Genomic DNA, 24845 nt, shown 5'->3' on the forward strand with positions numbered 1-24845 from the left:
TCAGTCCTTCTTGCGGGCCGGGACGATCATCACCGGGCTCTCCCCCTCGTTGAGCACCGCCTGCGAGACCGAGCCCATGAGCAGCCCACGGAACCCGCCGTAGCCGCGGCTGCCCACCACGACGAGCTCGGCCGAGCGACTGGCCCGGACCAGTTGGTCCGCCGGGACGCCCGAGAACACGAAGGTCTCGACGTCGAGCCCGGGGCGCTCGGCCCGCACCGCGGCCGCGACCTGGTCGACCAGGGCGTGGGCCGGGGCGGTGAGCTGCTCGCGCACCGCGCGGTCCAGCTCGGCCGAGCCCGTGGGCACGTTCGCGGCCTCGGGCACCACGGTGACCAGGGCCAGGCCCAGTCCGTGGCGCCCGGCGTACCGGGCGCCCGCGACGACGGCGGGGTTGTCCCCGCCGAGCCGGTCCACGCCGGCCACGACGCGTCCCGCGAAGGGACCGGCCCCCCGGCGCCCGGCCCGGGCCTCCGGGTCCCAGCGGTCGGGCAGCACGATCACCGGGCACTTCGCGTGCGCCGCCACGGCCGCCGAGACCGAGCCCACGCGCCCGCGCACGCCGTGGCGCCCGCGCTTGCCGACGACCAGCGCCGACGCGGGCTCCGACGCGTAGACCAGCACCCCGGCGGCGTCGCCGCGCTCCACGACGCCCACGGCCCGGACACCGTGCTCCTGGGCGCGGGCGACCGCACGGCCGGCGATCCTCTCCGCCTCCTCCTCGATGGCCTGGAGGAAGGGCCCGTACAGGCTGGGGTCCACGGCGACGGGGCGGCCCACGGAGACCACGACCTTCAGCTCGGCCGAGAGCGCGGCCGCCTCCTGGACGGCCCAGGCGAGGGCGCGGTCGCTGTACTCGGAGCCGTCGTAGCCGACGACGATCTGCTCTGCCATCTCGCGCTGCTTCCTCCTCCGCTCGTGATCGGGGCGTGCCGGCGCGGCCGGCGGGACCGGGCCCGGCTCAGGCGGGGTGCGACGGCACGATCATGACCGGGCCGGTGGCGTTCTCGAGCACGGCCTGGGACACCGAGCCGAGCAGCAGCCCCCGGAACCCGCCGATGCCGCGGGAGCCGACCACGACCAGCTCCGCGGAGTCGGTGGCGTGCATGAGGATGCGCGCCGGACGCCCGACGAAGATGTGGTGCTCCACGGCCAGCTCCGGGTGCTCCTCGGCGATCTCCCGGGAGATCTCGGCGAGCCGCTCGTCCGCCTCGTGGAAGTACCGGGCCTGGTTGAACTCGTCCTGGAACCAGGTGGGCGTCCCGGACAGCGCCCCGTTCACGGACAGCAGCGCGAGCTTGCGGCCGTGCCGCTGCGCGTACTCCACGGCCTTCCACAGGGCGGGGTTGCGGGAGCCGAGGGCGTCCACGCCGACGACCACCCGGCCGGCGAAGTCGACGTCGTCGACCGAGACGGGCCCGCCGGGCTCGAGCGCGACGTCCGTGGCGCCGCCGACGTGCCGGGCGTGGCGCCCCTCGCCGGCCTCGGGGACGATGATCACCGGGCACTTCGAGTGGGCCGCGACGGCCGCGGAGACCGAGCCGAGACGTCCGCGCAGCGCTCCGCCCCGCCCGCGCTTGCCCATGACGACGAGCGCGGCGTCGCGGGACTGCTCCACCAGGGCCTTGGCGGCGTCACCGGCGGCCTCGACGACCTCCACGGGCAGCCCGGCCCGCTCGACGAGCTCGCGCGCCTCGGCCAGGTGCTCGGCGTTCTCCTTCATGACGGCCTCGGTGAAGCGCGTCTCCAGGCCGGGATCCCCCACCCCGATGACGGGATAGGCGCCGACCAGACGGACCGACATGCTCTGGGCCCGGGCCTCCTCGACGGCCCGTTCGAGGGCGTGCCGGGCCTGGTCCGAACCGTCGACGCCGACGAGCACGGCGCCGCGCCCGGCGCCGTCGCCGGTGGCCTGGTTCTCTGCGCTCAGCTCACTGTCCATGGTGAAATCGTAGGTGATCCGCGCCACACGGGCCGGTGGAATTCGGCTTGTTACCGTGCGTTGACCAGCAGCCACGTGTCGCCCCGCGCGCGCAGCCCGAGGGTCAGCGCGCGGGCCCCCAGGTAGCCGCCCGCGTAGGCGCTCCACAGCCACACCAGCCCGGCGGCGCCCGGACCGGCGAACGCCGCCACGAGGCCCAGGAGCGGCAGGTACAGGGCCAGGTTGAGCACACCGGCCACCGCGAGATAGCGGGCGTCGCCCGCGCCGATGAGCACGCCGTCGAGGACGAACACGTAGGCCGCGAGCGGCTGGCCCACGGCGACGACGACGAGTGCCGCCGCGAACAGCGCCTGCACCCCGGGGTCGGGGCTGAGCAGGAAGCCCAGGCGCGTGCCGAGCAGGCCCACGAGCACGCCCGTGACCACGCCGAAGCCGAGACCCCAGGCGAGCAGCCGGTTCATGAGGTCGCGCAGCGCCCGGCGCTCGGCCGGGTCGGTGAGGTCGCGGGCGCCCATGTCCCGGCCCAGCAGGGCCTGGGCGGCGATGGCGAGGGCGTCCAGGGCGAAGGCCAGGAAGTTGAACACCGTCATCACGAGCTGGTGCGCGGCGAGGTTCTGCGCGCCCTGGCCCGTGACCACGAGGACGGTGGCCAGGATCGCGATCCGCAGCGACAGGGTGCGGAGCATGAGCCACGAGCCCACGGTCAGGTGCCCGCGCACGCGCGCCCACGACGTCGCCGCGCCCACCCCGTGCGCGCGGGCCAGCCGGCGCAGGATGCCCAGGAAGGCCAGGGCCATGGCCCACTGCACGGCGGACGTGCCGATCGCGGCGCCGGCCACCCCGAGCCCGGCCCCGTGGACGAGCACGAGGTTCAGCCCGGCGTTGGCGGCCGCCCCGGCCCCCGCGATGAGCAGCGGCGTCCTCGTGTCCTGCAGCCCTCGCAGCACGCCGGTCGCGGCGAGCACGACGAGCATGGGGGTCAGCCCGGGCAGGGACCAGTGCAGGTACGTCACCGCGTGCTCGAGGACGTCGCCGCGGGCGCCCATGAGCTCCAGCAGCGGCCGGGCGAGGGCCCAGCCCGCGGCGGAGAGGACCGCGCCGAGGCCCGCGGCGAGCCACAGGCCGTCCCGGCCCACCGCGACGGCCTCGGCGAGCCGGCCGGCCCCGAGGTGGCGGGCCACCGCCGGGGTGGTGCTGTAGGCGAGGAAGACCATGAGCCCCACCACGGTCTGCACCGCCGTCGCCGCCACGCCCACGCCCGCGAGCTGGGGCGTGCCGAGGTGGCCGACGATCGCGGAGTCCGCGAGCAGGAACAGCGGCTCCGCCACGAGCGCCCCGAAGGCCGGGACGGCCAGGGCGAGGATCTGGCGGTTGAGGCCGCGGGCGCGGGAAGTCGTGGTCACCGGACCAGGCTACCGACGCCCGGTCAGGCGGGCCCGCCGCCGCGGAGCCGGTCCATCTCCCGCCGGTCCTTCTTCGTGGGCCGGCCCGCGCCGCGGTCGCGCCGGGGCACCGCGGCGTGCAGGGGTGCCGGCGGGGGCGGGCTGTGGTCCACGTAGGCGGTCGCGGCCACGGGCGGGCCCACCCGCTTGACCAGCAGGCGCACGACCTCGAGCACCTGCTCGTGGCCGGGACGGCGCACGGTGACCCGCTGGCCCGGGCGCACGGGCTGGGCGGCCTTGACCGAGGTGCCGTCGATCCTGACGTGGCCCGCGCGGCACGCGGCCGTGGCCGCGGAGCGCGTCTTGAACACGCGCACCGCCCACAGCCACACGTCGACGCGGACGCTCGCGGGCTCCTGGGCCGTCATCACGGCCTGCCCCCAGGGGCAGGGACGCCGGGGGGGTCGATGGTCCCGGCCCGGTGGGGGACGTCGATGCAGGTCATGCGCTCCATTGTGCCCAACCCCAGCCCGGGCGGTCCGCGCCGGCGGCGCCGGGCCCACCGGGCAATGTGCTACCGACCGGTGTTCCGCAGCACATGTGCAGCGCGAATGCCCCTACACTGAGGCACATTCAGCGGTCGGCCGCCCGCGGGGCACGACGTCGCGTCCCGGAGCGGTCACCCACCTCCTGAGGGAAGGACAGATCCATGAAGAGCAGGTTCCGCGGGGCGGGCACCCTGTCCGTGCTGGCCGTCTCCGCGCTGGCGCTGAGCGCGTGCTCGAGCACCGGGGGCGGCGAGCAGGCCGGCGGCGACGCGAGCGGCGGGGAGATCAGCCTGGTCACCCCGGGCACGCTCACGGTGTGCTCGGACATCCCCTACCGCCCCTTCGAGTACACGGAGGACGGGCAGACCGTCGGCTTCGACGTCGACCTGGTGAACAGCATCGCCGAGGACATGGGGGTGCAGACGGAGTTCATCCGCACCGGCTTCGAGGGCATCCAGTCGGGCGTGGCCCTGGACTCGAACCAGTGCGACCTCGCCGCCTCGGGGATGACCATCAACGAGCAGCGCGAGTCCGTCATGGACTTCTCGGACCCCTACCTCGACGACAACCTCGCCCTGCTGGTGGCCCCGGACGCCGACATCGACTCCTTGGCCGACGTCCAGGGCAAGCGCGTGGGCGTGCAGCAGGCCACCACGGGCGAGACCCAGGCCGAGGAGAACAACGCCGAGGTCGTGCAGTACGAGGACTCGGCCCTGATGATCCAGGGGCTCAACACCGGCGACGTCGAGGCCGTGATCGGCAACATCTCCGTGATGGGCCCGGCCATCACCGACAACCCCGAGCTGCGCCTGGTCGAGGAGATCGAGACCGGCGAGCAGCTGGGCCTGGCCGTGAAGACCGGCAACACCGCCCTGCTCGACCAGGTCAACGAGTCGCTGGCGGCCATGAAGGAGGACGGCACCCTCGAGGAGCTCGAGGGCAAGTGGCTGGGCACCGGGGAGGCCGCCGGATCGGCGAGCCCGGAGCCGTCCGCGAGCTGACGCACGGCACCACCCCGCGGGACGAGCCGGGGCGGTGTGAGGAGCACCACGGACGCCGTGGCCCGCACGGGGCGGGCCACGGCGTCGTCGTCCGTAGGCTGGGCGCAGGACGCGGCCCGCTCGGACCGCGAGACCCATGACCCCACGACGACGACAGGGGATGCGCCCGTGACGACCGCCTCCGGCCTCGAGCTGCAGCACGTCCACCCCGGTGTCCGCCCGCAGGACGACCTGTACCGCCACGTCAACGGCGGGTGGATCGAGGCCCACGAGCTGCCGGACGACCGCTCGGCCGACGGGGCGTCCGCGATCCTCACGGACCGCAACACCGAGCGGGTGCACGAGATCATCCAGGAGGCCCCGCCCGGTTCCCGCATGGGCGCGCTCTACCGCTCCTTCCTGGACGAGGAGGAGATCGAGCGCCGCGGCCGCGCCGCGCTGGAGCCCGACCTCGCGCTGCTGGACGCCGCCCGCGACAAGGACGGGCTCGCCCGCGCCTCGGCGGCCCTGCAGCGCACCGGCGTGGACGGGCTGCTGTCCTTCTTCGTGGAGAACGACTCCCGGGACTCCTCCCGCTACTCCTTCTTCCTGTGCCAGGACGGGCTGTCCCTGCCCTCGAAGTCCTACTACACGGACGCCGTGCACGAGCGGCTGCGGGCGGCGTTCACGGACCACGTCGCGGCGATGCTCGCGCTCGCCGGCCTCCCGGCGCACTGGGGGGTGGACCCCGCCCAGGCCGCCGCCACGGTGATGGCCATGGAGACCCAGCTGGCCGCCGCGCAGTGGGACACGGTCGCGGCCCGGGACGTCGAGGAGATGTACAACCCCGTGGACGTGGCCGGCCTGCACGCGATGGCGCCGGGCCTGCCGTGGGCCGCGTGGCTCGAGGGCACCACCCCGGGCCGCGGCACGGGGATCTTCGACCGGATCATCGTGCGCCAGCCCTCGTTCGTGGCCGGGCTCGGCCGGCTGTGGCAGGCGTGGTCCGAGGAGCAGATCCGGATCTGGCACGCGTGGCGGATCGTGTCCAAGCGCGCCCCCTTCCTGCCCGGGACGTTCGTCGAGGAGAACTTCCGCTTCTACAGCACCGCGCTGTCCGGGATCACCCGCCCCCGCGAGCGCTGGAAGCGGGCCGAGTTCCTCGTCACCCGGATCCTGGGCGACGACGTGGCCCGGGCCTACACGGCCCGCTGGTTCCCGCCCGCGCACAAGGCCCGCATCGAGCAGCTCGTCGAGCACCTGCTGGCCGCCTACCGGGAGCGGATCGGGCGGCTGGAGTGGATGTCGGAGGCCACCCGGGCGCGCGCCCTCGAGAAGCTGTCCACGTTCACCGTCAAGGTCGGCTACCCGGAGACGTGGCGCGACTACTCCTCGCTGCGCCTGGACCCCCGGGACCTGCTCGGCAACGTCCGGGCCGGGCTGGCGCTGGAGCACGACCGGACCGTCGGGAAGATGGGCACCCCGGTGGACCGGGGCGAGTGGTTCCTCTACCCCCACTGGGTCAACGCTTACTTCCACCCCGTGCTCAACGAGGTCGTCTTCCCCGCCGGGATCCTCCAGCCGCCGTTCTTCGACATCGACGCCGACGACGCCGTCTGCTACGGCGCGATCGGCTCCGTCATCGGCCACGAGATCGGCCACGGCTTCGACGACCAGGGCGCCAAGTACGACGCGGCCGGTCACCTCGAGAACTGGTGGACCGAGGAGGACCGCGCCGAGTTCGCCCGGCGCACGGCCGCACTGGTCGCCCAGTACGACGGCTACACCCCCGGCGGACTGGACCCGGCCGAGCACCACGTCAGCGGCGCCTTCACCGTGGGGGAGAACATCGGGGACCTCGGCGGGCTCGAGATCTCCCTGGTGGCCTACCGGATGGCCCTGCGGGAGCGGGGGCTGGACCTGGACACCGCCCCGGTGCTCGACGGGCTGACGGGCCGGGAACGGTTCTTCTACGCCTACGCGGCGCTGTGGCGCTCGACCGCCCGGCAGCAGGAGCTGGTCAACCGGCTCGCCACCGACCCGCACGCCCCCGAGGAGTTCCGCTGCAACGGCGTGGTGCGCAACATGGACGCCTTCCACGCGACGTTCGCGACGTGCCCCGGGGACGGGCTGTGGCTCGCCCCCGGGGAGCGGGTGCACATCTGGTGACCCCAGTGCGCGGGCCCGGCCCCGGTCAGCACCCGATCTGCCCGAGCAGGCCCGTGCCGGCGGCTCACCGCACCGGCACGGTCACCCCTGCAGGGGCGGGGTGCGCGGCGGGGCGGTGCGGCGGGCGCCGGTGGCCTCGAACGCTGCCGCCAGGCGCAGGAGCTCCGTGTCGTCCCAGGCGCGGCCGGCGATCGTGAGCCCGACGGGCATGCCGATGTCGGCCATCGTGCCCATCGGCACGGTCACCGTGGGGATGCCGAGGTGCCGGGGCACGAGGTTGCCGTTGGCCACCCACACGCCGTTGCGCCACGCGAGCTCCGCGGACGCCTCGTCGACGTCGGCGTCGGCCGGGCCGACGTCGGCGACGGCCGGGAAGACGACGGCGTCGAGGCCGCGCTCGTCCATCCACTGCTCGAGGTCCACGCGGCGCGTCCGCTCGAGCCCGCGCAGCCCGTCCTCCAGGCCGGGGATCCCGGTGAGCACGGGGACGCCGTGCTCGCGCACGAACGCCGGGTAGTCGGCGATGTCGTCGTCGAAGCCGTCGTAGCGGTCGGGCAGCGCGCCGGCCGGGTGGGGGAAGATCCTGGCGCCGTCGACGTCGGCGAGGCGGTGCAGGGCGGGGTCGCCGTTGGCGGCGAGGAAGTCGTGCCAGGACCAGGCGGAGAGGTCGAGGATCTCCCGGCGCAGGTACTCGGGGCTCACGAACCCGCGGGTGGCGATGGTCGGGGCGCCGGGGCGGTCGCCCTCGTAGTTGGTCACGGCGGGGAAGTCGACCTCGACGACCTCGGCGCCGGCGGCCTCGAGGTCGCGGCGGGCGGCCTCCCAGAGGGCGAGCACCGACGCGCGCGGCTCAATGCGCCGCCCGGTCGGCCCGCCGATCCCCGGGTGCTCCGCGGTGCCGGCCTCGGGGTCGGCCCCGATGTACATGCGCGGCACGCCCAGGCGCACGCCGGTCAGGACCCGGGCGGCCGCGGCGGCGTCGGCCACCTCGAGGGCGCGGTAGGAGGCGGGGCGCACGGCCGACGCCGTCGGGATCTCGACCCAGGGCTGCACGCGCCAGAAGTCGCCGCGGGTCTCGGCGTCGTCGGCGACGACCACGTCGAGCACCTCGAACAGGTCCGCCATGGTGCGGGTGTGCGGCACGACGACGTCCATCGTCGGCACGAGCGGCCAGTTGCCGCGCACGGAGATGATCCCGCGCGAGGGGGTGTAGGCGCACAGCGCGTTGTTGGAGGCCGGCGCCCGGCCCGAGGACCAAGTCTCCTCGCCGAGGCCGAACGCCGCGAAGGAGGCCGCCGTCGCCGTGCCCGAGCCGTTGGAGGAGCCCGAGCCGAAGGCCGCGGTGAGGTGGTCGGCGCTGTACGGGCTCTCGGCGCGGCCGTAGACGCCGCGCTGCATGCCGCCGTTGGCCATCGGGGGCATGTTGGTCAGCCCGATCAGCACCGCGCCTCCCGCGCGCAGGCGCTCGATCGTGAACGCGTCGCGCTGGGCGACGAGGTGCTCGAACGCGGGCGAGCCCGCGGCCACGGTGAGCCCGCGCACCTGGTAGCTGTCCTTGGCGGTGTACGGGATGCCGTCCAGCGGGCCCAGCGTCTGCCCCCGGGCGCGGCGGGCGTCGGAGGCGCGGGCCTCGGCCAGGGCCTGCGGGTTGTCCACCACCACGGCGTTGAGGCAGGGGCCGCCCCGGTCGTAGGCGGCGATCCGCTCGAGGTAGAGCCGGACCAGCTCCTCGCTCGTCGTGCGCCCGGCCTCCAGGGCGGCGCGCAGCTGCCCGATGGTCGCCTCGACGACGTCGACGGTGCTCATCGGCGGCCCTGCCCGTGCCCGGCGCCCGTGCGGGCGGCCGGCTGCTGCTGGGTGATGCAGTGGATGCCGCCGCCGAAGGCGAAGATGTCGCGGGCGTCGACCGGCTCGACGGCCCGCCCGGGGTAGGCCTGCCCGAGGATCCGGGCGGCGACGGCGTCGTTCGGGTCGTCGAAGGCGCACAGCACGACGACGCCGTTGGCGACGTAGTGGTTGATGTAGGAGAAGTCGACGAACCCGTCGCCGGCGTCGAGGACGGTGGGGGCGGGGACGTCGACGACGCGCAGCCGGCGGCCCTGCGCGTCGGTGGCCGCCTCCAGCACGGCGCGGATCTGCCGGGACACCTCGAAGTCCGGGTGGGCCGGGTCGTCCTGGCGGTGCACCAGGACGGTGCCCGCGCCGGCGAAGGCGGCCACGATGTCGACGTGGCCGCGGGTGCCGAACTCGTCGTAGTCGCGGGTCAGCCCGCGGGGCAGCCAGATCGCCCTGGTGGTGCCCAGCCGGGCGTGGATCTCGGCCTCGACCTGCTCCTTGGTGGCGCCGGGGTTGCGGCCGGGGTCCAGCTGCACGGTCTCGGTGAGCAGGACGGTGCCCTCGCCGTCGACGTGGAAGCCCCCGCCCTCGTTGACCAGGGCGCTGGGGACCACCTCCGCACCCGACCGCTCGGCGACGAAGCGGCCCAGGTGCTGGTCGCTCCCCCAGGCGGCCCACTCCTGGGCGCCCCAGCCGTTGAACACCCAGTCCACGGCGGCCACCGACCCGTCGGCCCCGTGGGCGAAGGTGGGCCCGGAGTCGCGCAGCCAGGCGTCGTCCAGGGGGGCCTGGACGACCTCGATCCCCTCCCCCAGTGCGGCCCGGGCCGCGGCCGCGTCGACGGGGTCGGCCACGACGGTCACGGGCTCGTGGCGGGCGATCGTGCGGGCCACGGCCGACCAGGCGCGGCGGGCCCGCTCCAGGGTGTCGGACCCGGCGGGGCCGAAGGTGTCGTTGGGGGGCGGGAAGGCCATCCAGGTCCGCTCGTGGGGAGCCCACTCGGCGGGCATCACGGTGGCCGTCGTGGCGGCCGCCGCGGCGGGGTCGGCGGCGGGGCGGGTGGCAGGGTGCATGGTCTCGGTCTCCTGGGTCGGTCGGTGATCGGGGTCGGGGGCGCGGCGCTCAGGCCACCGCGGCGGCCGCGGCGAAGGCGATGCGGCCGCCGACGGCGGTCAGGCGCGCCCGGTTGGTCAGCAGCCGGGCCGCCTCGGCGGCGAAGGGGTCGGCCTCGAGGACGGTGAAGTCGGCGAGGTGTCCGGCGAGGATGCGGCCCTCCTGGTGCTCGGCGCGGCAGGAGAAGGCGGCGTCGCGGGTGGCGTGGCACAGGGCGTCGGCCAGGTCCAGGGCGTAGCCGGGCACGTTGGCGGGCAGCGAGGGGTCCAGCGCCGACCTGCGGGTGGTGGCCACGTACAGGTTGGGCAGCGGCTGGTGGGGGGCGGTGGGCGCGTCCGTGCTGATCGCCAGGGTGGCGCCGGCGGCGAGGAACTCGGTCCACGGGTAGGCCCGCTCGGTGCGGGGCCCGCCCAGCACGGCCCGCCAGTTGTCCTGGATGGCCGGGTCGGCGTGGACCGGCTGCACGGAGGCCACCACGCCGAGGGCGGCCAGGCGGCGCACGCTGGCCTCGGTGACCGTCTCCAGGTGCTCGATCCGGTGGCGGCGGTCCCGGGGGCCGTTGACCCTGTGGGCCTGCTCGAGGGCGTCCAGGGCGATCTCGGAGGCCTCGTCGCCGATGGCGTGCAGGGCGACCTGCAGCCCGGCGGCGTCGGCGGCGACCACCACCGGCGTCAGCGACTCCCGGTCCCAGATGGGCTCGCACGTGCTGCCGTCGGCGTAGGGCTCCTTCATGGCCGCGGTGCAGCTGTCGATGACGCCGTCGACGACCAGCTTGATCCCGCAGATGCGCAGCCACTCCCCGGAGAGCTCCTGGGCCAGCTGCGCCGCCCGGGCGACCTGGGCGAGGTTCTCCGCGTCGCTGCCGCGGCGGTGGACGAGCCAGTGGCCCTTCACGCGCAGGGGCAGGGAGCCGCCGTGGCGCTCGGCGGCACGGCGGAAGGCGGCGAGGTCGTCGTCCTGGACGGCCATGTCCACGGCGCCGGTGACGCCGACGGCCAGGTAGTGCTCGAACGCCGACTCCAGCTGGGCGTCGCGGTCGGCGTCGGTGGCCGCCCGGGCGAGGGCGGGCCAGACGATCTGCTGGGCGGCGGTCTCGTGGAGCATCCCGTCGGCGGCCCCGGTCACGGGGTCGCGGCTGATCCGGCCGCCGATCGGGTCCGGTGTCGCGTCCCCGATGCCCAGCTCCGCGAGGGCTGCGCTGTTGACCCACACCGAGTGCAGGTCGTTGGCGTCGAGGTAGACGGGGCGGTCGGGGACGGCCTCGTCGAGCAGCTGCCGGGTCGGCGCCGCGCCACCGAGGGCGCTGTAGAGCCACCCGGCCCCCAGGATCCGGGGCGCGTGCGGGTTCTGCCCGGCCGCCCGGCGCAGCCGCCGCTGGATCTCGGGAAGGTCCGCGGCGTCGCGCAGCGCCACCTTCTGCAGGGCCTGACCGGTCATCAGCAGGTGGGTGTGGGCGTCGATGATCCCCGGCAGGACGAACCCCCCGGCGAGGTCCACCTCGGCGGCGCCGGGTCCTGCGGCGCGCCGCGCTCCGGCCTCGTCGCCGACGTACAGGAAGCGCTCGCCCTCGACGACGAAGGCCGCGGCGTCGGCGCCGTCGGCGGTGAACACGGTGGCGTGGGTGTACAGGGTGCGTGTGAGCACGGGACTGCTCTCCGTTCGCAGGGAGGAGGACGGGGGAGTGGAGGACATCAGACGATCGCCGCCTGCGGGAACCCGGGCTCCGGCACCGGCCGGGCGGCGGCCTCGACCCGCACGGAGCGGCGGGAGATCAGGACGAGGGGGACCAGCAGGACGAACGTCATCCCGGCGAGGACGACGCCCAGCACGGGGTAGCCGGCGGCGGCCGAGAGGGCGGTGCCGAGGACGGGGGCGAAGGAGGACCCGATGAGGTAGACGCCCAGCACCGGGGCCGACCACTTCCCCGAGGCGTCCAGGGCGGCGGCGACAGCGACGATGTAGATGAAGGCCAGCATGTAAATCGTGTTCCAGGCGATGACGACCACCATGTACCACCCGGGATCGGTCACCGTCCCGGCCAGCAGCTTCAGCACGCCCCCGGCCACCAGGGCGACCGCCAGCGGCACCGTGCGGCCCAGGCGCGGCCCGGCGAGCCCCACGAGGGCCGAGGCGATCAGCCCGCCGAGGGTGGACAGGCTCAGCACCAGGCCCATCCCGGTCTCGTCGAGTCCGGCCTGCTCGGCCCCCATCGTGGCCGCGACCGCCCACAGCGAGTCCTCGCTCAGCGCCCACAGGGCGAAGCAGACCAGCAGCCCGATGCCGGTGACCGTCGTCGCCCGGGACGTGGTGGCCGGCGCGGCGGCGGAGGCGCCGGCGGTGGTCGCGGTGGTGGCGGCCGCCTCCGGTGCGGGGCGGTCGGGCAGCCACCCCGCGGTGAGCAGCGCGGCCAGGGCCAGGCCCGCGAGCAGGCCGAAGGCGCTGCCCGTGCCCGCGCCCAGCACGGGGATCACGAACAGGACCACCGAGACGATCGCGCGGTTGGCGAAGCCGCTGATGCCCGAGGCGCGGTCGGGGTTGCGCAGCGCGCCCAGGGCCGCTCCCCCGGCGGAGACCGCCCCGCCCGCGCCCAGGCCCCCGAGCACGACGCCGGCCACGGCCACCGGCACGGAGGGAACGAAGGCGGCGGCGCCGAAGCCCAGGGCGGTCAGGGCCAGGCCGGCGCGGGCCACGGCGTGGCGCCCGGACCGGGCCGCCCAGCGGGAGGTGGCCAGGCAGGACGCGGCGCAGGCCAGCAGCGCCACCGTCATCAGCGTCCCGGCCCCCGTGACGGAGAAGCCGAGATCACCGGTGAGGGCCACGATCATCACCGGGACCAGGTTGGCGGTCATGAAGCCGACCACGCTGATCCCGAAGACGGACACGGCGCGGGCGGCCGTCAGCGGGACGCGGCCGGAGTCGTCCGGCACAGGGCGGTTCTCGGGCATGGTCTTCCCCCGTCGGTGGAGTCGGAAGTGAGTGCCATCACACTAAATGAAAGGCTTTCATTAGTATGTGGGCGGCCCGGCGGCACGGCAAGGGTTTGGTGAAAGGCTTTCAGTGAAGTTCGTGCAGCACCTGCGCCCGCAGTCCGGCGATCAGCACCTCGAGCCCGAAGGCGAAGGCCGCCTCGGCGCGCTCCTCCACGGTGCCGAGGCGCTCGATGGCCCGGCTCAGGACTGGGAAGCCGCCCTCCGGCGGGGCCCAGACCACCTCGGGCGCCGTCAGGTCGAGGGCCGAGCCCAGGGCCAGGTAGTCGATCGCCGAGACGGCCGGGACGATCGCCTCGCGCGCCAGCCCGGCGCGCTCGAGGACGACGGCCATGTCCTCGTACACCGCGATCACCCCCGGGTCCTGGACGGTCTGGGTGATCAGCAGGGGCACCAGGCGCGGATGGGCGACCATGCAGTCCCGGTAGGCCCGCACGAGCGCCCGCAGCGCGTCCTCCCACGGCAGGTTCTCGACGTCGACCGGCGCCGGGTCCGCGAACACCCGGCCGCGCATCAGCTCGACGATGTGCTCCCGGTTGTCGATGTGGTTGTACAGCGCGGACTGGCTGACCCCGAGACGCCGGGCGATCCGGGGGAAGCTGAAGTCCCCCGTCTCGTCCACCAGGGCGAGGGCGGCGGTGACGATGGCCTCGACCGACAGCAGCGGTGAGCGGGGACGCGGCATGGTGGGGCTCCTCGGGTAGCGCGGCTGCTGACGAATCTACCGAGGATCCGCCCACGGCACCGCGCGGCGGACCGGGGCACCCCCGGACCACCGCGCGGCCCCCGATCGCCGGCCGGGCTCAGTCGAGCACCGGCAGCTCCGTGGTCTCGAAGCGCTCCCGGAAGAAGGACGGGTCGCGGCGGTACTGCAGGAGCATCACCACGAGGCCCAGCAGCAGGATGCCCACCCCCAGCACGAACACGAGGCCCACCCCGCCGATCTCCGAGCCGGAGCCGTACTCCGGGTCCATCGAGTCGTAGGACGTCTGCACGAAGAAGACCAGCAGCAGGATCCCGCCCAGCAGCGGCGCCAGGAACTTCGCCAGGAAGTCCTTGGCGCTGCGCAGCGCGTCGCCGCGGAAGTACCACACGCAGGCCAGGGCGGTGACGCCGTAGTAGAAGCACACCATCATGCCCAGCGTGGTGATGGTGTCCCACAGGACGTTCTCGGAGACCACGCGCATCACCGCGTAGAACACGGAGGCGATCACGGCCGAGGCCACGGTGGCGTAGCCCGGGGACCGGAAGCGGGAGGCGATCCGGGCGTACTTCGCCGGCAGGGCCCCGTAGTGGCCCATGGCCAGCATCGTGCGGGCCGGGGAGATCATGGTCGACTGCAGCGAGGCCGCCGAGGAGGACAGCACGGCGAGGGACATGAGGATGGCGAACGGGCCCATGACCGGTCCGGCGAGCGACGCGAAGATGTTCTCCTGGATCTCCTCGTTGCCCAGGCCCAGGCCCTCGGCCGAGATCCCCGAGTACGACAGCACGGCGAGCGCCACGGCCATGTACAGGGCGACGATCACGAGGATCGTGGCGATGGCCGACTTCCCGGGCGTGGTCGCCGCCCCCCGGCTCTCCTCGTTGAGGGTGAGCACCACGTCCCAGCCCCAGTAGATGAACACGGACAGGGAGACCCCGGCGGCGAACGCGGAGAAGGAGTCGATGCCGAGCGGGTTGAACCACTCCGGGCGCAGGGTCAGTCCGTCGAAGGCCGTGCCGCCGGCCACGTGGCCGAACGCCGCGACGGAGAACCACAGCAGCACGAGCAGCTGGAAGGCCACGAGCACGTACTGGACCACCTTGGTGGCCTCCATGCCGCGGTAGGAGACCCACGCCGCGACGGCCACGAACGCCAGGCAGGTGGCGACGTTGACGGGCACGTTGCGGGTGAGCTCGGCGATCCCGTCGTTGCCCGTGAGCTGGGCGAGCGCCAGGTAGAAGAAGTCCACCGCGATGCCCGCCAGGTTGGACAGCACCAGGATCGTCGCGGCCAGCAGCCCCCAGCTGCCCATCCAGCCCACCCACGGGCCGAAGGCCTTGGAGACCCAGGTGAACGTCGTCCCGGAGTCCGGCATGGCCCGGTTGAGCTGCCGGTAGCCCACGGCCACGAGGAGCATGGGGAGGAAGCCGACCAGCAGGATCGCCGGGAGGTGGGTGCCCACCTCGGCGGCGGTCGGGCCGAGGGCCCCGGAGAGGGTGTAGGCCGGGGCGATGGTGGACACGCCGATGACCACGGAGCCGAGCAGGCCCACGGAGCCCTTGCTGAGCCCCTTGTCGTGCCCCGCGACCTGCCGGTCCGTGCGGGCTGCTTCGTTGGTGCCTGCGCTCATGACGCGGCCTCCTTGTCCTGGACCGGCCGGGGCGCGACGGCCACCGGTACGGGGAGCTGGCTGAGGATGCGGGCGGGGGCCCCGCCCGGGGCCGCCGTCATCGCGACGCGCCCTCGAGCACGGCGGTGCCGGCGGTCGGGGTGGTGGTGCCGAGGACCTCGGACGCGGCGAGACGGCCCTGGCGCAGGGCGCCGTCGACGTGCTGGTAGCCCTCGGCGGCGAGGTCGGAGCAGGCCCAGCGGATCGGGCCCACGGGGATGCGCTGGTGGGCTCCGTAGCGGTGCAGCCCGCCGAGGTCGTAGCTGGCGGCGTAGGCGCCGCGGGTCCACTCCTCGGAGCCGAAGTCGGACTCGTAGTAGACGACCGGTTCCAGCGCCTCGTCCCCGAGGTAGCGGGCGATGGACTCCAGGATGGCCCGCCGGCGCTGCTCGGCGTCCAGCGCGAACACCTCGTCGGCCTTCTCGTCGGAGACGAAGCCCACCAGGGTGCCGCGGGGGTCGGCGTGGTTGGTGTTGTCGTAGACCTCCTGGACGAGCTCCCCGGCCCCGAACCCGGTGCCGGACAGGCCCGCCTCCCGCCAGAACGGCCTCTCGTAGACGGCGTGCACCTTGATGACCAGGCCCAGGGACTGGTGCTGGTGCATCTGGTGCTGCAGCCGGGGCAGGGGCGGCTCGAAGGAGATGCGGGAGTAGAGGTTCGGCGGGACCGCCACCACCACGTCGCGCGCCTTCACGGTGAGTCGGTCGGACCACACGGTGACCGGGGTGCCGGGCACGTGCTCGGCGTAGGTGTCCTCGGGCCCGCCCCAGCGGATCGTGCGCACCGGGGTGTCCAGGAACACCACGTCCTCGCCCAGCTGGGCGGCCATGGTCTCGGAGACCGACTGCATGCCCCCGACCACGCGGCGGTCGAGGATGAAGTCCTCGTCCACGAGGTTCGAGAAGGACCCGGCGGAGGCGGCCATGAGCACGGCCTGCAGGGCGGAGAACGCGTGGGAGGGCTTGGTGAGCATCGCCCCGGCGATGAACATGCCGATGTTGGTGCACGCCTCCTCGTCGTCAGACTGGGCCCGCAGCCAGTGGTGGAAGGAGACGGTGTCCAGCTCCCGGGCCAGCGGGTGCGCCCACGGCTGGGCGACGCCGATCTGCTCGACGAGGTCGTCGAGGATGCCGATGAGCTTCTCCATCTCGGCCACGGTCCGCTCGGACGCCGGGAAGAGGGAGCCGGAGTAGGTCCGGCGGACCCCGTCCGAGCCGATGTAGACGGAGGCGCCCTCGCGGTAGCGGGCGAAGGTCTCCAGCCCCAGCTCCTCGACCAGGCCCAGCAGCTCCGTCTGGTCCGGGGAGATCCACTGCCCGCCGATCTCGAGGAACGCCCCGTCGACCGTCTTCGACCAGGTGCGCCCGCCCACGCGGTCACGGGCCTCCAGCACGGCCACGGACTTCCCGGCGGCCACGAGGGTGCGGGCGGCCGTCAGCCCCGCGGGCCCGGCGCCCACCACCACGACGTCGCGCTCGATCGCCGTCTCGCTGCCCAGGGTTCTCTGGTCGGTCACTGTGTTCTCCTTCACACTCAAAATGAATTAGATTCATTAAGAGGCACGGGGGCGCTGCCCGTCAAGGGGCGAAACGAAGTGTTCACACGACGCCCCCGCTCCCGGACGCCGCCCGGGGGCGCCCCGGACCGGGGGCGGGGATCGGGGGACGGCCTACTTCTTGGTGCGCCGGCTCCCGGCGTGCCAGTCCTCCTGCACGCCGGCCTCCTCGGGCTCCACCCCGAGGCCGCGCAGCCGGGGCCGTTCCCGCAGGCTGCGCTTGAGCTCCGCGAACCCCGGGAACCGGGCGAGCGCCACCACGTGGTCCCACAGCTCGACGGCCTCCTCCTCCCGCGGCAGGCGGCTGATCACCGGGCCGAAGAAGGCGACGCCCTCCGGGGGCTCGAAGTGGATGACGGGCGTGCCGACGTCCTTGCCCGTGAGCGCCAGCGCCTCCTCGGTCTCCGCGCGCACCACGGCGTCCAGGGAGTCGTCCTCGAGGGCCTCGGCGAGGCCGGCCGGGAGCCCCGCGGCGGCGAGCACGGGCTCCAGGAACGGCCGCGTGCCCCGGCGGTCCTCGCGCGGGTCCTCCTCCGCCGGCAGGGGGTCGGAGTCGAAGATGCGGGCCCCGAGGGCGGAGTACAGGGCGCCGACGGCCTCGCGCCCGTGCTCCTCGCGGGTGCGGGCGGCCACCCGCAGCAGGCGCAGGCCCGCGGTGTGGCCGGCCTCGTACTCGGGCGGGAACCACGCGTCGTAGTCGACGTCCGCGTTGAGCAGGCGCAGGGAGATGAAGCGCCAGTCCACCCGGTGGTCCCGCCGGTCGCCGACCGTGCGGACCCACTGGCTGGTCATCCAGGCGAACGGGCAGACGGGGTCGAAGTAGAAGTGGATGTCGGCGGGCCTCATCGTCCCCACGCTAGGAGCGGCCCCGGCGGCGGTCAAGGAGGACCGGAGGTCGCCGCGGCCCTAGACTCGAGGAACCCGCACCCGCCCCGCAGCCCCGCCCCCAGGAGGACCCGACCATGGCATCCGCCAGAACCGCTCCTCGCCGGCGCGGCCGCCCGACCCAGCCGGTGCTGTCGGTGGAGGGGATCACGGACGCGGCGATCAGGATCGTCAGCACCCGCGGCTACCAGCACCTGACGATGACCGAGCTCGCCCGCGAGCTGAAGGTCTCGGCGTCGGCGCTGTACAACCACACGCCCTCCAAGCGGGACGTGCTCATCCGGGTCCAGGACCGGATCAACGGCGGCATCGACCGCTCCGGCTTCGGCGAGCTGCCCTGGGACGAGGCCCTCGAGCAGTGGGCGCGGTCCTACCGCGACTGCTACGCCCAGCACACGCCCCTGATCCCGATCATGGCCGTGCTGCCGGTCGCGAACTCGCCCCACACCCTCCAGATGTACGAGACGGTGGCCCGGGGCCTCGCCGACGCCGGCTGGGACCGCTCGTGGATCGTGGACGCGATCGTGTCGGTCGAGTCGCTGGTCTTCGGCGCGGCCTACGACGCCACGGCGCCCGCGGACATCTTCGACCCGGGGGACCGGGCCGACCTGGCCCCGGTGTTCGCGGACGCCGTGCGCGCGCGTCCGGCCGATGCCCGGGAGGCCGCCGACCAGGCGTTCGACGTCGCCCTGCGCGCGATGCTGGACGGCTTCCGGGCGCGCCTCGCGGCCGGGCGGGACTGAGCCCGCCCGGCCGCGCCCGGCAGCCCGCGGACCGCTCAGACGTCCAGCGCGTGCATGACGTGCTTGACCTGCGTGTACTCCTCGACGGAGTAGAGCGAGAGGTCCTTGCCGTAGCCGGAGTTCTTGAACCCGCCGTGCGGCATCTCGGAGACGAGCATGACGTGGGTGTTGACCCACACGCAGCCGAACTCGAGCTCGCGCGAGACGCGCATGGCGGTGCCGTGGTCGGTGGTCCACACGCTCGAGGCGAGGGCGTAGTCGACGTCGTTGGCCAGCTCGAGGGCCTCCGCCTCCGTGGCGAACGGCTGCACGGTGAGCACGGGGCCGAAGGTCTCGTCCTGGACGAGCTCGTCGTCCTGGTGCACCCCGGTGACCACCGTGGGCTCGAAGAAGTAGCCGGGGGAGCCCTCGACCGGCTTGCCGCCCGCCACCACCGTGGCGTGCTCGGGCAGCTCGGCGAGCTTGCGGCAGACGGTCTCGAAGTGGTGGACGTTGTTGAGCGGGCCGTAGAAGTTCCTGGAGTCGTCCGGGTCCCCCGTGACGATGTCGCGGGCCGCCGCGGCGAGCAGCTGCACGAACTCGTCGTGGACGCTGTCCTGGACGAGCACGCGGGTCACGGCGGTGCAGTCCTGGCCGGCGTTGAACGTGCCGAACTCCACGAGGGCCTTCGCGGCCGCCGGCAGGTCCGCGTCCGCGAAGACGAGGGCGGGCGCCTTCCCGCCCAGCTCGAGGTGGCCGCGCGTGAGGTTCTGCGCGGCGGCGAGGGCGACCGCGCGCCCGGCGCGCACGGAGCCGGTGATGGAGACCATCGCCGGGACCCGGTGCCCGGTCATGAGCGCGCCCGTCGAGGCGTCCCCGAGCAGGACGTTGACCACGCCGGCGGGGAAGATCCCGTCGATCAGCCGGGCCAGGACGAGGGTGGACTCGGGGGTGGTGTCCGAGGGCTTGAGCACGACGGTGTTGCCGGCCGCGAGCGCGGGACCGAGCTTCCAGATCGCCATGAGCAGCGGGTAGTTCCAGGGCGTGACCTGGGCGACGACGCCGACCGGCTCGCGCCGCACGTACGAGGTGTGCTCGCCGAGGTACTCCCCCGCGGCCTTGCCCTCGAGGGTGCGGGCGGCGCCGGCGAAGAAGCGGAGGTTGTCGGCGCCCGCGCCGACCTCCTCGTCCGCGATCATCTGGCGGGGCTGGCCGGTGTTGCGGTGCTGGGCGTCGACGAGCTCGGCGCTGTGGGCCTCGAGCGCGTCCGCGAGCTTGAGCAGCATCATCTGCCGTTCGCTCGGCGTGGTGCGCCGCCAGGTCCGGAACGCGCGCTTGGCGGCGGCGAAGGCCTGGTCGACGTCCGTGGCGTCGGAGACGGGTGACACCGCGGCGGTCCGGCCCGTGGTGGGGTCGACGACGTCGATCCGTCCGGTGCCGTGGGCGTCGACGAAGGCGCCGTCGACGTAGTTCTGCAGCACGTCGCTCATGGTGGGTCCTCTCTGCGGGGCGTGCACGTGGTTGCCGCCACTCTAAATGAGTGGCATTCATTTTAGAAGAGCTCCGCGTGATCCCGGGCACGGCCCGGCTCCGGCGGGCCGGCGCCCGGACGGGCACGGGGTCGCCCCCCGCCCGCCGCGGGTGCGGTGGCCAGGGGGCGACGGGACGTGCGGAGCGGGCTACTTGGCGTGGCGGGCCAGTAGCTCCTCCACGACGTGCGGGTCGGCGCTGCGGAGGTCCCAGCTGCCGATGGTGTCGTGGTAGTCCTGGGCGGCCTCGGTGATCTTGAACGCGCTGGCATCGCGCGGAGGGGTCGAGGTCTCGAGCACGTGGATCAGGTGGGTCTCGGCGGCGGCCAGGGCCTGGGGGTCGTACATGGCGGTTCCTTTCACAGGGGCGGTTCTCACGGGGCGGTCCTGAGCGCCCGCGGGCCGGGCGCGGGCCCGGGGGCGGGCGGGGTCAGCGGTCGACCTTGAGCACGGAGCCGTTCTCGACGTTGACGTACACGTCCACCGAGGTGCCGTCGGGGTCGTCGACGTCGACCTCCCACACCGTCGTCCCGCCCTCGGTGTCCAGCTGGGCGCCGTCCAGGGTGCCGTCGACCTCGTCCAGGGCGGTGCGCACGGCGACCTCCAGGGGGACCTGGACCTGGGCGAGGTTCTCCCGGTCCGCCTGGTCCAGGGCGTCGTCGCCCTCCTGGGGGGTGACCTCCTGCCCGTCGGCGGAGACCTCCACCTCCTGCTCCCGGTCCTCCACGGCCAGCTTCACCTCCCAGCCGTCGCCGTCCTCCTTGCGGTCGATCTCGAAGACCTGCCCGCCGGTCACGGACTCCTCGGCGGCCACGATCGCCCCGGCCACCGCGCCGGCCTCCGCCCCGGCCCCGGTCGTTCCGGAGGCCGAGGGGGACGCGGTGCCGGTCTCGTCGCCGGTGGCCGTGTCCGACGGGGACGCGGTGGCGCTCTCGTCCGCGGTGGCGCTCTCGTCGGCGGTGGCGCTCTCGTCCGCGGTGGGGCTCTCGTCGGCGGCGGGGCTCCCCTCCGCCGTGGTGGTGGCCTCGCTCGTGGTGGTGGCCTCGCTCGTGGCCTCCCCGCCACCGCCCTGGCCGCCGCCGCCGGCGCAACCGGTCAGCAGGAGCGCGGAGAGGGCGAGAGCACCCAGGGACAGGACGTTTTTATCAGTGTGCTTCATAAATAGTCATTGTTCCGGGGACCGCCACCCGGCGCAAGAGGGAGCGCACGCGCAGGATCGTGCCGGCGGCCCACCGGCGCGGCGGCCGGCCACGCGGGCTCAGGAGGTCCCGCCGGGGGCCGGCGCAGCCCAACCCCCGCCCTCCGGAGCGGGGCTGCTCCTACGCGGGGGCGTGCGGGCGGGAGCCCCGGTGGAAGAGCTCGGCCTGCTCCACGAACCACTGCAGCGCCTCCGGGTTGGCCACCGACATCGGGTTCACGGCCCGGTCGGGGGCGACCCCGGAGAACAGCTTCTTGATCGGCACCTCCACGCGCTTGCGGGTGTGCGTCACGGGGATGGCCGGGGCCTGCAGGATCCGGTCGGGCACGTGGCGGGCGGAGGCGCGCTCCCGGATCCGCCGCCGGATCCGCCCGGCGAGCTCGTCCGTGAGCTCGGTCCCCTCGGCCAGCACCACGAACAGGGGCATGAAGTAGCCGCCGTCCGGCTGCTCGGCGCCCACCACGAGGGCGTCCTGCACCTCCGGCAGGCCCTCGAGGGCGGCGTAGATGTCGGCGGAGCCGATCCGCACGCCCTGCCGGTTGAGGGTCGCGTCCGAGCGCCCGTGCACCACGAAGGTGCCGTGCGGGGTCTCCGTGACCCAGTCGCCGTGGCGCCACACGCCCGGGTACGTGGCGAAGTACGCGGCCCGCTGCTTCTCGCCGTCCGGGTCGTCCCAGAAGAACACCGGCATGGCGGGCATGGGGCGGGTGACGACCAGCTCCCCGAGCTCGCCGACCACCCGCTCCCCGTCGTCGTTCCACGCCTCCGCCGCCACGCCGAGGACGGGTCCCTGGAGCTCCCCCAGGTGGACGGGCTCGAGCGGGTTGGAGCCGATCAGCCCGCCGCACACGTCCGTCCCGCCCGAGTCGGAGCCGAGGTGGACGTCCGCCTTGACGGCACGGTGGACCCACGCCCACGTCGAGTCCGGCAGCGGGGAGCCCGTGGACAGGATCGAGCGCAGGGCGGACAGGTCCCGGTCCCGGCCCGGCTCCAGGCCGGCGCGCTCGACGAGGGACAGGTACGCCGCCCCCACCCCGAACATCGTGGCGCGCGTCAGCGCGAGGACGTCGAACTGCCGGTCCGCGCGCCCCGCCGTGGGCGAGCCCGCGCTGGTGACCACGGACGCGCCGACGAGCAGGTTGTGCGCCAACGTGTTCCAGACCATCCAGGACGTGCTGGCCGCGACGTAGTAGCGGTCGCCGGGGCCCATGTCCTGCTGCAGGCCCACCCCCTTGTGCGCCTCGAGGGTCATGCCGCCGTGGCCGTGGACGATGCCCTTGGGGCGGCCCGTGGTCCCGGAGGAGAACAGCACCCACAGCGGGTGGTCGAAGGGCACCCGCTCGTAGGCGGGCACCGCCTCCCGGGCCAGCAGCTCGTCGAAGGCGATCCGCCCCTCCCCCGGCGCGGCCCCGGGACGGAGGCCGCGCACGACGACGACCCGCTCCAGCCCCGGCAGCCCGGCCACCACCTGCGCGAGGTGCTCGGAGCGGTCGAGGGCCCGGCCGGCGAAGACGTACCCGTCGGAACCGATGAGCACCTTCGGCGCCAGCTGGCGGAGCCGGTCCAGGGTCGCGGCCGGCGAGAGGTCGGGCGAGCTGATGCTCCACACCGCCCCGACCGACGCGGCGGCGAGCAGCCCGACGAGGGCCTCGGGAACGTTGGGCAGGACGGCGGCCACCCGGTCCCCCGGGCGCACCCCCCACGCCCGCAGGGCCGACGCGACCGAGGCGACCTGCGCCTCGAGCTCCCGCCAGGTGAGAGCGTCGGTGCGGTCATCCTCGTGGACGGCGAGCACCGCGGCCGTGCCGGCCAGGGCGGGATCGCCCGCGTGGCGCAGGACGTTCTCCGCGTAGTTGAGGCGGGCCCCGGGGAACCAGACGGCCCCCGGCATGCGGTCCTGCGCGAGCGCCGGCCCCGCCAGCCCCTCGCCCACCACGCCGCAGTACGCCGCGACGGCCTCCCAGAAGGCGGACAGCTCCGTGACGGACCACCGCCACAGCTGCCGGTAGTCGGCGAGGTCCACCCCGCGCTCCCGGCGCAGCCACGCCAGGAAGTCCCACAGGCGGGTGGCGCGCACCTGTTCGGGGGTGGGCCGCCACGTGACGGGGCGGGCCGGGGGCCGGGGGCTCACCGGGCCGCCGCCACCGAGGGCTGGCCGGCCGCGGCGTCCCGCCCGTCGCGCTTGCGGAGGGCGGGGCCCAGCAGGAAGGAGCACACGGCCGAGAGCACGAGGGGGATCGCGAACAGGTAGAAGATGTTCTGCGGCTGCAGCCCGCCGGCCAGGAGGTAGCCGACCACGATCGGGGCGATGATCGACACGAGGCGGCCGACGCCGATCATCCAGCCGAAGCCGGAGGCGCGGGCCTTGGCGGTGTAGATGGGCGGGACGATCGTGTAGTAGCCGACCACCCCGGAGTTCGTCAGCATGCCCAGGAAGATGCCGACGACCAGCGCCAGGCCCACCTGGTTGAAGGAGGACGCGAAGACCACGTACATCACGGCGGAGGCGAGCAGGCCGAGGACGTTGAGGGTCCGGGGGTTGATCCAGGAGGTCAGCAGGCCGAAGCCGAGGGAGCCGACGATGCCGCCGAGGCTGACCAGCACACCGGCGGTCACGCCCGTCTGGGGGTCGCCCGAGGCCTCGGCGAGCAGCTTTGGGGTCCAGGTGTTGGCGAAGTAGAACGAGGCGATGAGGAAGGCGTAGCCGAACCACATGAGGACGGTCTGCGAGAGCACCCGGGCCCCGAAGACCTCCTTGACCACGGTCTCAGACGCGGCGTCCTGCACGGGGGCGGGCGGCAGCTCCGTGAGCGGGGCGTGGCCCATCCTGCCCAGGATGCGGTTGAGCTGGGGCAGGGACTTCTCGTCACGCTTCTCGATGAGGTATTCGAAGGACTCCGGGAGGGTGAAGAAGCAGACGACGAGCATGAGCACCGTCATGCCGGCGCCCAGGGCGAAGGCGGACCGCCAGCCGAACTCCGCGATGAGGAACCCGGAGAGGAAGCCGCCCACCGTGGCGCCGATGGGGTAGCCCGCGGCGTAGACGCCCATGGCCAGCCCGGCGCGCTTGCGGTTGGAGTACTCGGCGACGATCACGGAGAGGTTGGCGATCATGCCGCCGATGCCGACGCCTGCGAGGACGCGGGAGGCCAGCAGGGACGTGGTGTCCCAGGAGAAGACCGACCACAGCATGCCCGCGGAGATGATGACGAGGCAGATGAGGGTCAGCGGCCGGCGGCCGATCTTGTCCGCGACCGGCGTGAGGAAGATCGAGCCGAACGCCATGCCGAACAGCCCGGCGCTGAGCAGGTAGCCGAGCAGCACGGGCTCGATGCCCCACTCCCGCGACACGGTGGGGGCGGCGAAGGACATCACGAGGACGTCGAAGCCGTCGATCATGATGAGGATCAGGCAGATGACGACGGCCCGGACCTGGAAGGAGGTCATGGGCGCGTCCTTGAAGGCCGCTTTGAGGTCCATCGGGAGTTCTCTCTCTGGTGGTGCCGGCGGGTGCGTGCCGGACTATGACGTGCGTCACAGCACGAGAACCACGATAGTGGACGATCTCAATGAAGTCACTATGCGGGTAGTTATTTTGCGTCCGGGCTTCCCCGCGGCCCCGGC

20 protein-coding genes are annotated in these 24845 nt (G+C 74.0%); 3 read left to right on the forward strand and 17 right to left on the reverse strand.

What is annotated here, in order from left to right:
* The 4 genes from M3185_RS06215 to M3185_RS06230 all read right to left on the reverse strand — a co-directional run bounded on the left by M3185_RS06215 (window position 1) and on the right by M3185_RS06230 (window position 3752).
* A complete protein-coding gene (locus M3185_RS06215) occupies window positions 1–894 on the reverse strand; it encodes a universal stress protein (protein WP_251332801.1) in 894 nt (297 codons plus the stop codon).
* Between the two features lie 67 nt (window positions 895–961).
* Complete coding sequence (locus tag M3185_RS06220; protein ID WP_251332802.1) at window positions 962–1942, reverse strand: universal stress protein; 981 nt, start codon at window positions 1940–1942, stop codon at window positions 962–964.
* A 50-nt stretch (window positions 1943–1992) separates the two neighbouring features.
* A complete protein-coding gene (locus M3185_RS06225; RefSeq protein WP_251332803.1) occupies window positions 1993–3345 on the reverse strand; it encodes an MATE family efflux transporter in 1353 nt (450 codons plus the stop codon).
* 23 nt (window positions 3346–3368) lie between these two features.
* Complete coding sequence (locus M3185_RS06230) at window positions 3369–3752, reverse strand: RNA-binding S4 domain-containing protein (protein ID WP_251332804.1); 384 nt, start codon at window positions 3750–3752, stop codon at window positions 3369–3371.
* Window positions 3753–4033: 281 nt separating this feature from the next.
* Between M3185_RS06230 and M3185_RS06235 the strand changes: the two genes are divergently transcribed.
* Together M3185_RS06235 and M3185_RS06240 are read left to right on the forward strand one after the other, a co-directional pair.
* Window positions 4034–4873 (forward strand): ABC transporter substrate-binding protein, encoded by an 840-nt coding sequence (locus M3185_RS06235; RefSeq protein WP_251332805.1) that lies wholly within the window; start codon window positions 4034–4036, stop codon window positions 4871–4873.
* Between the two features lie 168 nt (window positions 4874–5041).
* Window positions 5042–7021, forward strand: coding sequence for a M13 family metallopeptidase (locus M3185_RS06240; protein WP_251332806.1), 1980 nt, complete (start codon window positions 5042–5044; stop codon window positions 7019–7021).
* An 81-nt stretch (window positions 7022–7102) separates the two neighbouring features.
* Here the strand turns inward: M3185_RS06240 and M3185_RS06245 are convergent, their stop codons facing one another.
* From M3185_RS06245 to M3185_RS06280, 8 genes are all read right to left on the reverse strand, one after another.
* Window positions 7103–8827 carry an amidase gene (locus tag M3185_RS06245; RefSeq protein ID WP_251332807.1) on the reverse strand — a complete coding sequence of 575 codons (1725 nt, stop codon included), beginning with the start codon at window positions 8825–8827 and terminating at the stop codon, window positions 7103–7105.
* Entirely contained in the window at window positions 8824–9930 is a 1107-nt protein-coding gene (locus M3185_RS06250; protein WP_251332808.1) for an agmatine deiminase family protein, read from the reverse strand. Before M3185_RS06250 ends, M3185_RS06245 begins: the two co-directional genes overlap by 4 nt.
* 49 nt (window positions 9931–9979) lie before the next feature.
* On the reverse strand, window positions 9980–11614 hold the full coding sequence (locus tag M3185_RS06255) for an amidohydrolase (protein ID WP_251332809.1): 1635 nt from the start codon (window positions 11612–11614) through the stop codon (window positions 9980–9982).
* A 47-nt stretch (window positions 11615–11661) separates the two neighbouring features.
* Window positions 11662–12915, reverse strand: coding sequence for an MFS transporter (locus tag M3185_RS06260; RefSeq protein WP_251332810.1), 1254 nt, complete (start codon window positions 12913–12915; stop codon window positions 11662–11664).
* A 109-nt stretch (window positions 12916–13024) separates the two neighbouring features.
* Entirely contained in the window at window positions 13025–13642 is a 618-nt protein-coding gene (locus M3185_RS06265; RefSeq protein WP_251332811.1) for a TetR/AcrR family transcriptional regulator C-terminal domain-containing protein, read from the reverse strand.
* 118 nt (window positions 13643–13760) lie between these two features.
* Window positions 13761–15293 (reverse strand): APC family permease, encoded by a 1533-nt coding sequence (locus tag M3185_RS06270; RefSeq protein WP_251332812.1) that lies wholly within the window; start codon window positions 15291–15293, stop codon window positions 13761–13763.
* A gap of 97 nt (window positions 15294–15390) precedes the next feature.
* On the reverse strand, window positions 15391–16848 hold the full coding sequence (locus tag M3185_RS06275; RefSeq protein WP_251332813.1) for a flavin monoamine oxidase family protein: 1458 nt from the start codon (window positions 16846–16848) through the stop codon (window positions 15391–15393).
* Between the two features lie 153 nt (window positions 16849–17001).
* Entirely contained in the window at window positions 17002–17733 is a 732-nt protein-coding gene (locus M3185_RS06280) for a DsbA family protein (protein ID WP_251332814.1), read from the reverse strand.
* Between the two features lie 116 nt (window positions 17734–17849).
* On the opposite strand from M3185_RS06280, the gene M3185_RS06285 reads away from it, so the two are divergent.
* A complete protein-coding gene (locus tag M3185_RS06285; RefSeq protein ID WP_251332815.1) occupies window positions 17850–18515 on the forward strand; it encodes a TetR/AcrR family transcriptional regulator in 666 nt (221 codons plus the stop codon).
* 35 nt (window positions 18516–18550) lie between these two features.
* On the opposite strand, the gene M3185_RS06290 is transcribed toward M3185_RS06285, so the two are convergent.
* The 5 genes from M3185_RS06290 to M3185_RS06310 form a co-directional block, all read right to left on the reverse strand.
* On the reverse strand, window positions 18551–19984 hold the full coding sequence (locus M3185_RS06290) for a gamma-aminobutyraldehyde dehydrogenase (RefSeq protein ID WP_251332816.1): 1434 nt from the start codon (window positions 19982–19984) through the stop codon (window positions 18551–18553).
* Between the two features lie 189 nt (window positions 19985–20173).
* Window positions 20174–20371, reverse strand: coding sequence for a hypothetical protein (locus M3185_RS06295; RefSeq protein ID WP_251332817.1), 198 nt, complete (start codon window positions 20369–20371; stop codon window positions 20174–20176).
* 82 nt (window positions 20372–20453) lie between these two features.
* Window positions 20454–21182: a PepSY domain-containing protein gene (locus M3185_RS17110; protein ID WP_285859550.1), complete on the reverse strand. Its 729-nt coding sequence runs from the start codon at window positions 21180–21182 to the stop codon at window positions 20454–20456.
* Between the two features lie 160 nt (window positions 21183–21342).
* The gene (locus M3185_RS06305) at window positions 21343–23352 is read right to left on the reverse strand and encodes an acetoacetate--CoA ligase (protein WP_251332818.1); all 2010 of its coding nucleotides are present in this window, start codon (window positions 23350–23352) and stop codon (window positions 21343–21345) included.
* Window positions 23349–24701, reverse strand: a complete 1353-nt coding sequence (locus M3185_RS06310; protein ID WP_251332819.1) for an MFS transporter — start codon at window positions 24699–24701, stop codon at window positions 23349–23351. Before M3185_RS06310 ends, M3185_RS06305 begins: the two co-directional genes overlap by 4 nt.
* Window positions 24702–24845: the final 144 nt, after the last annotated feature.

Source organism: Kocuria rosea (assembly GCF_023715525.1).
GTDB lineage: Bacteria > Actinomycetota > Actinomycetes > Actinomycetales > Micrococcaceae > Kocuria > Kocuria rosea_A.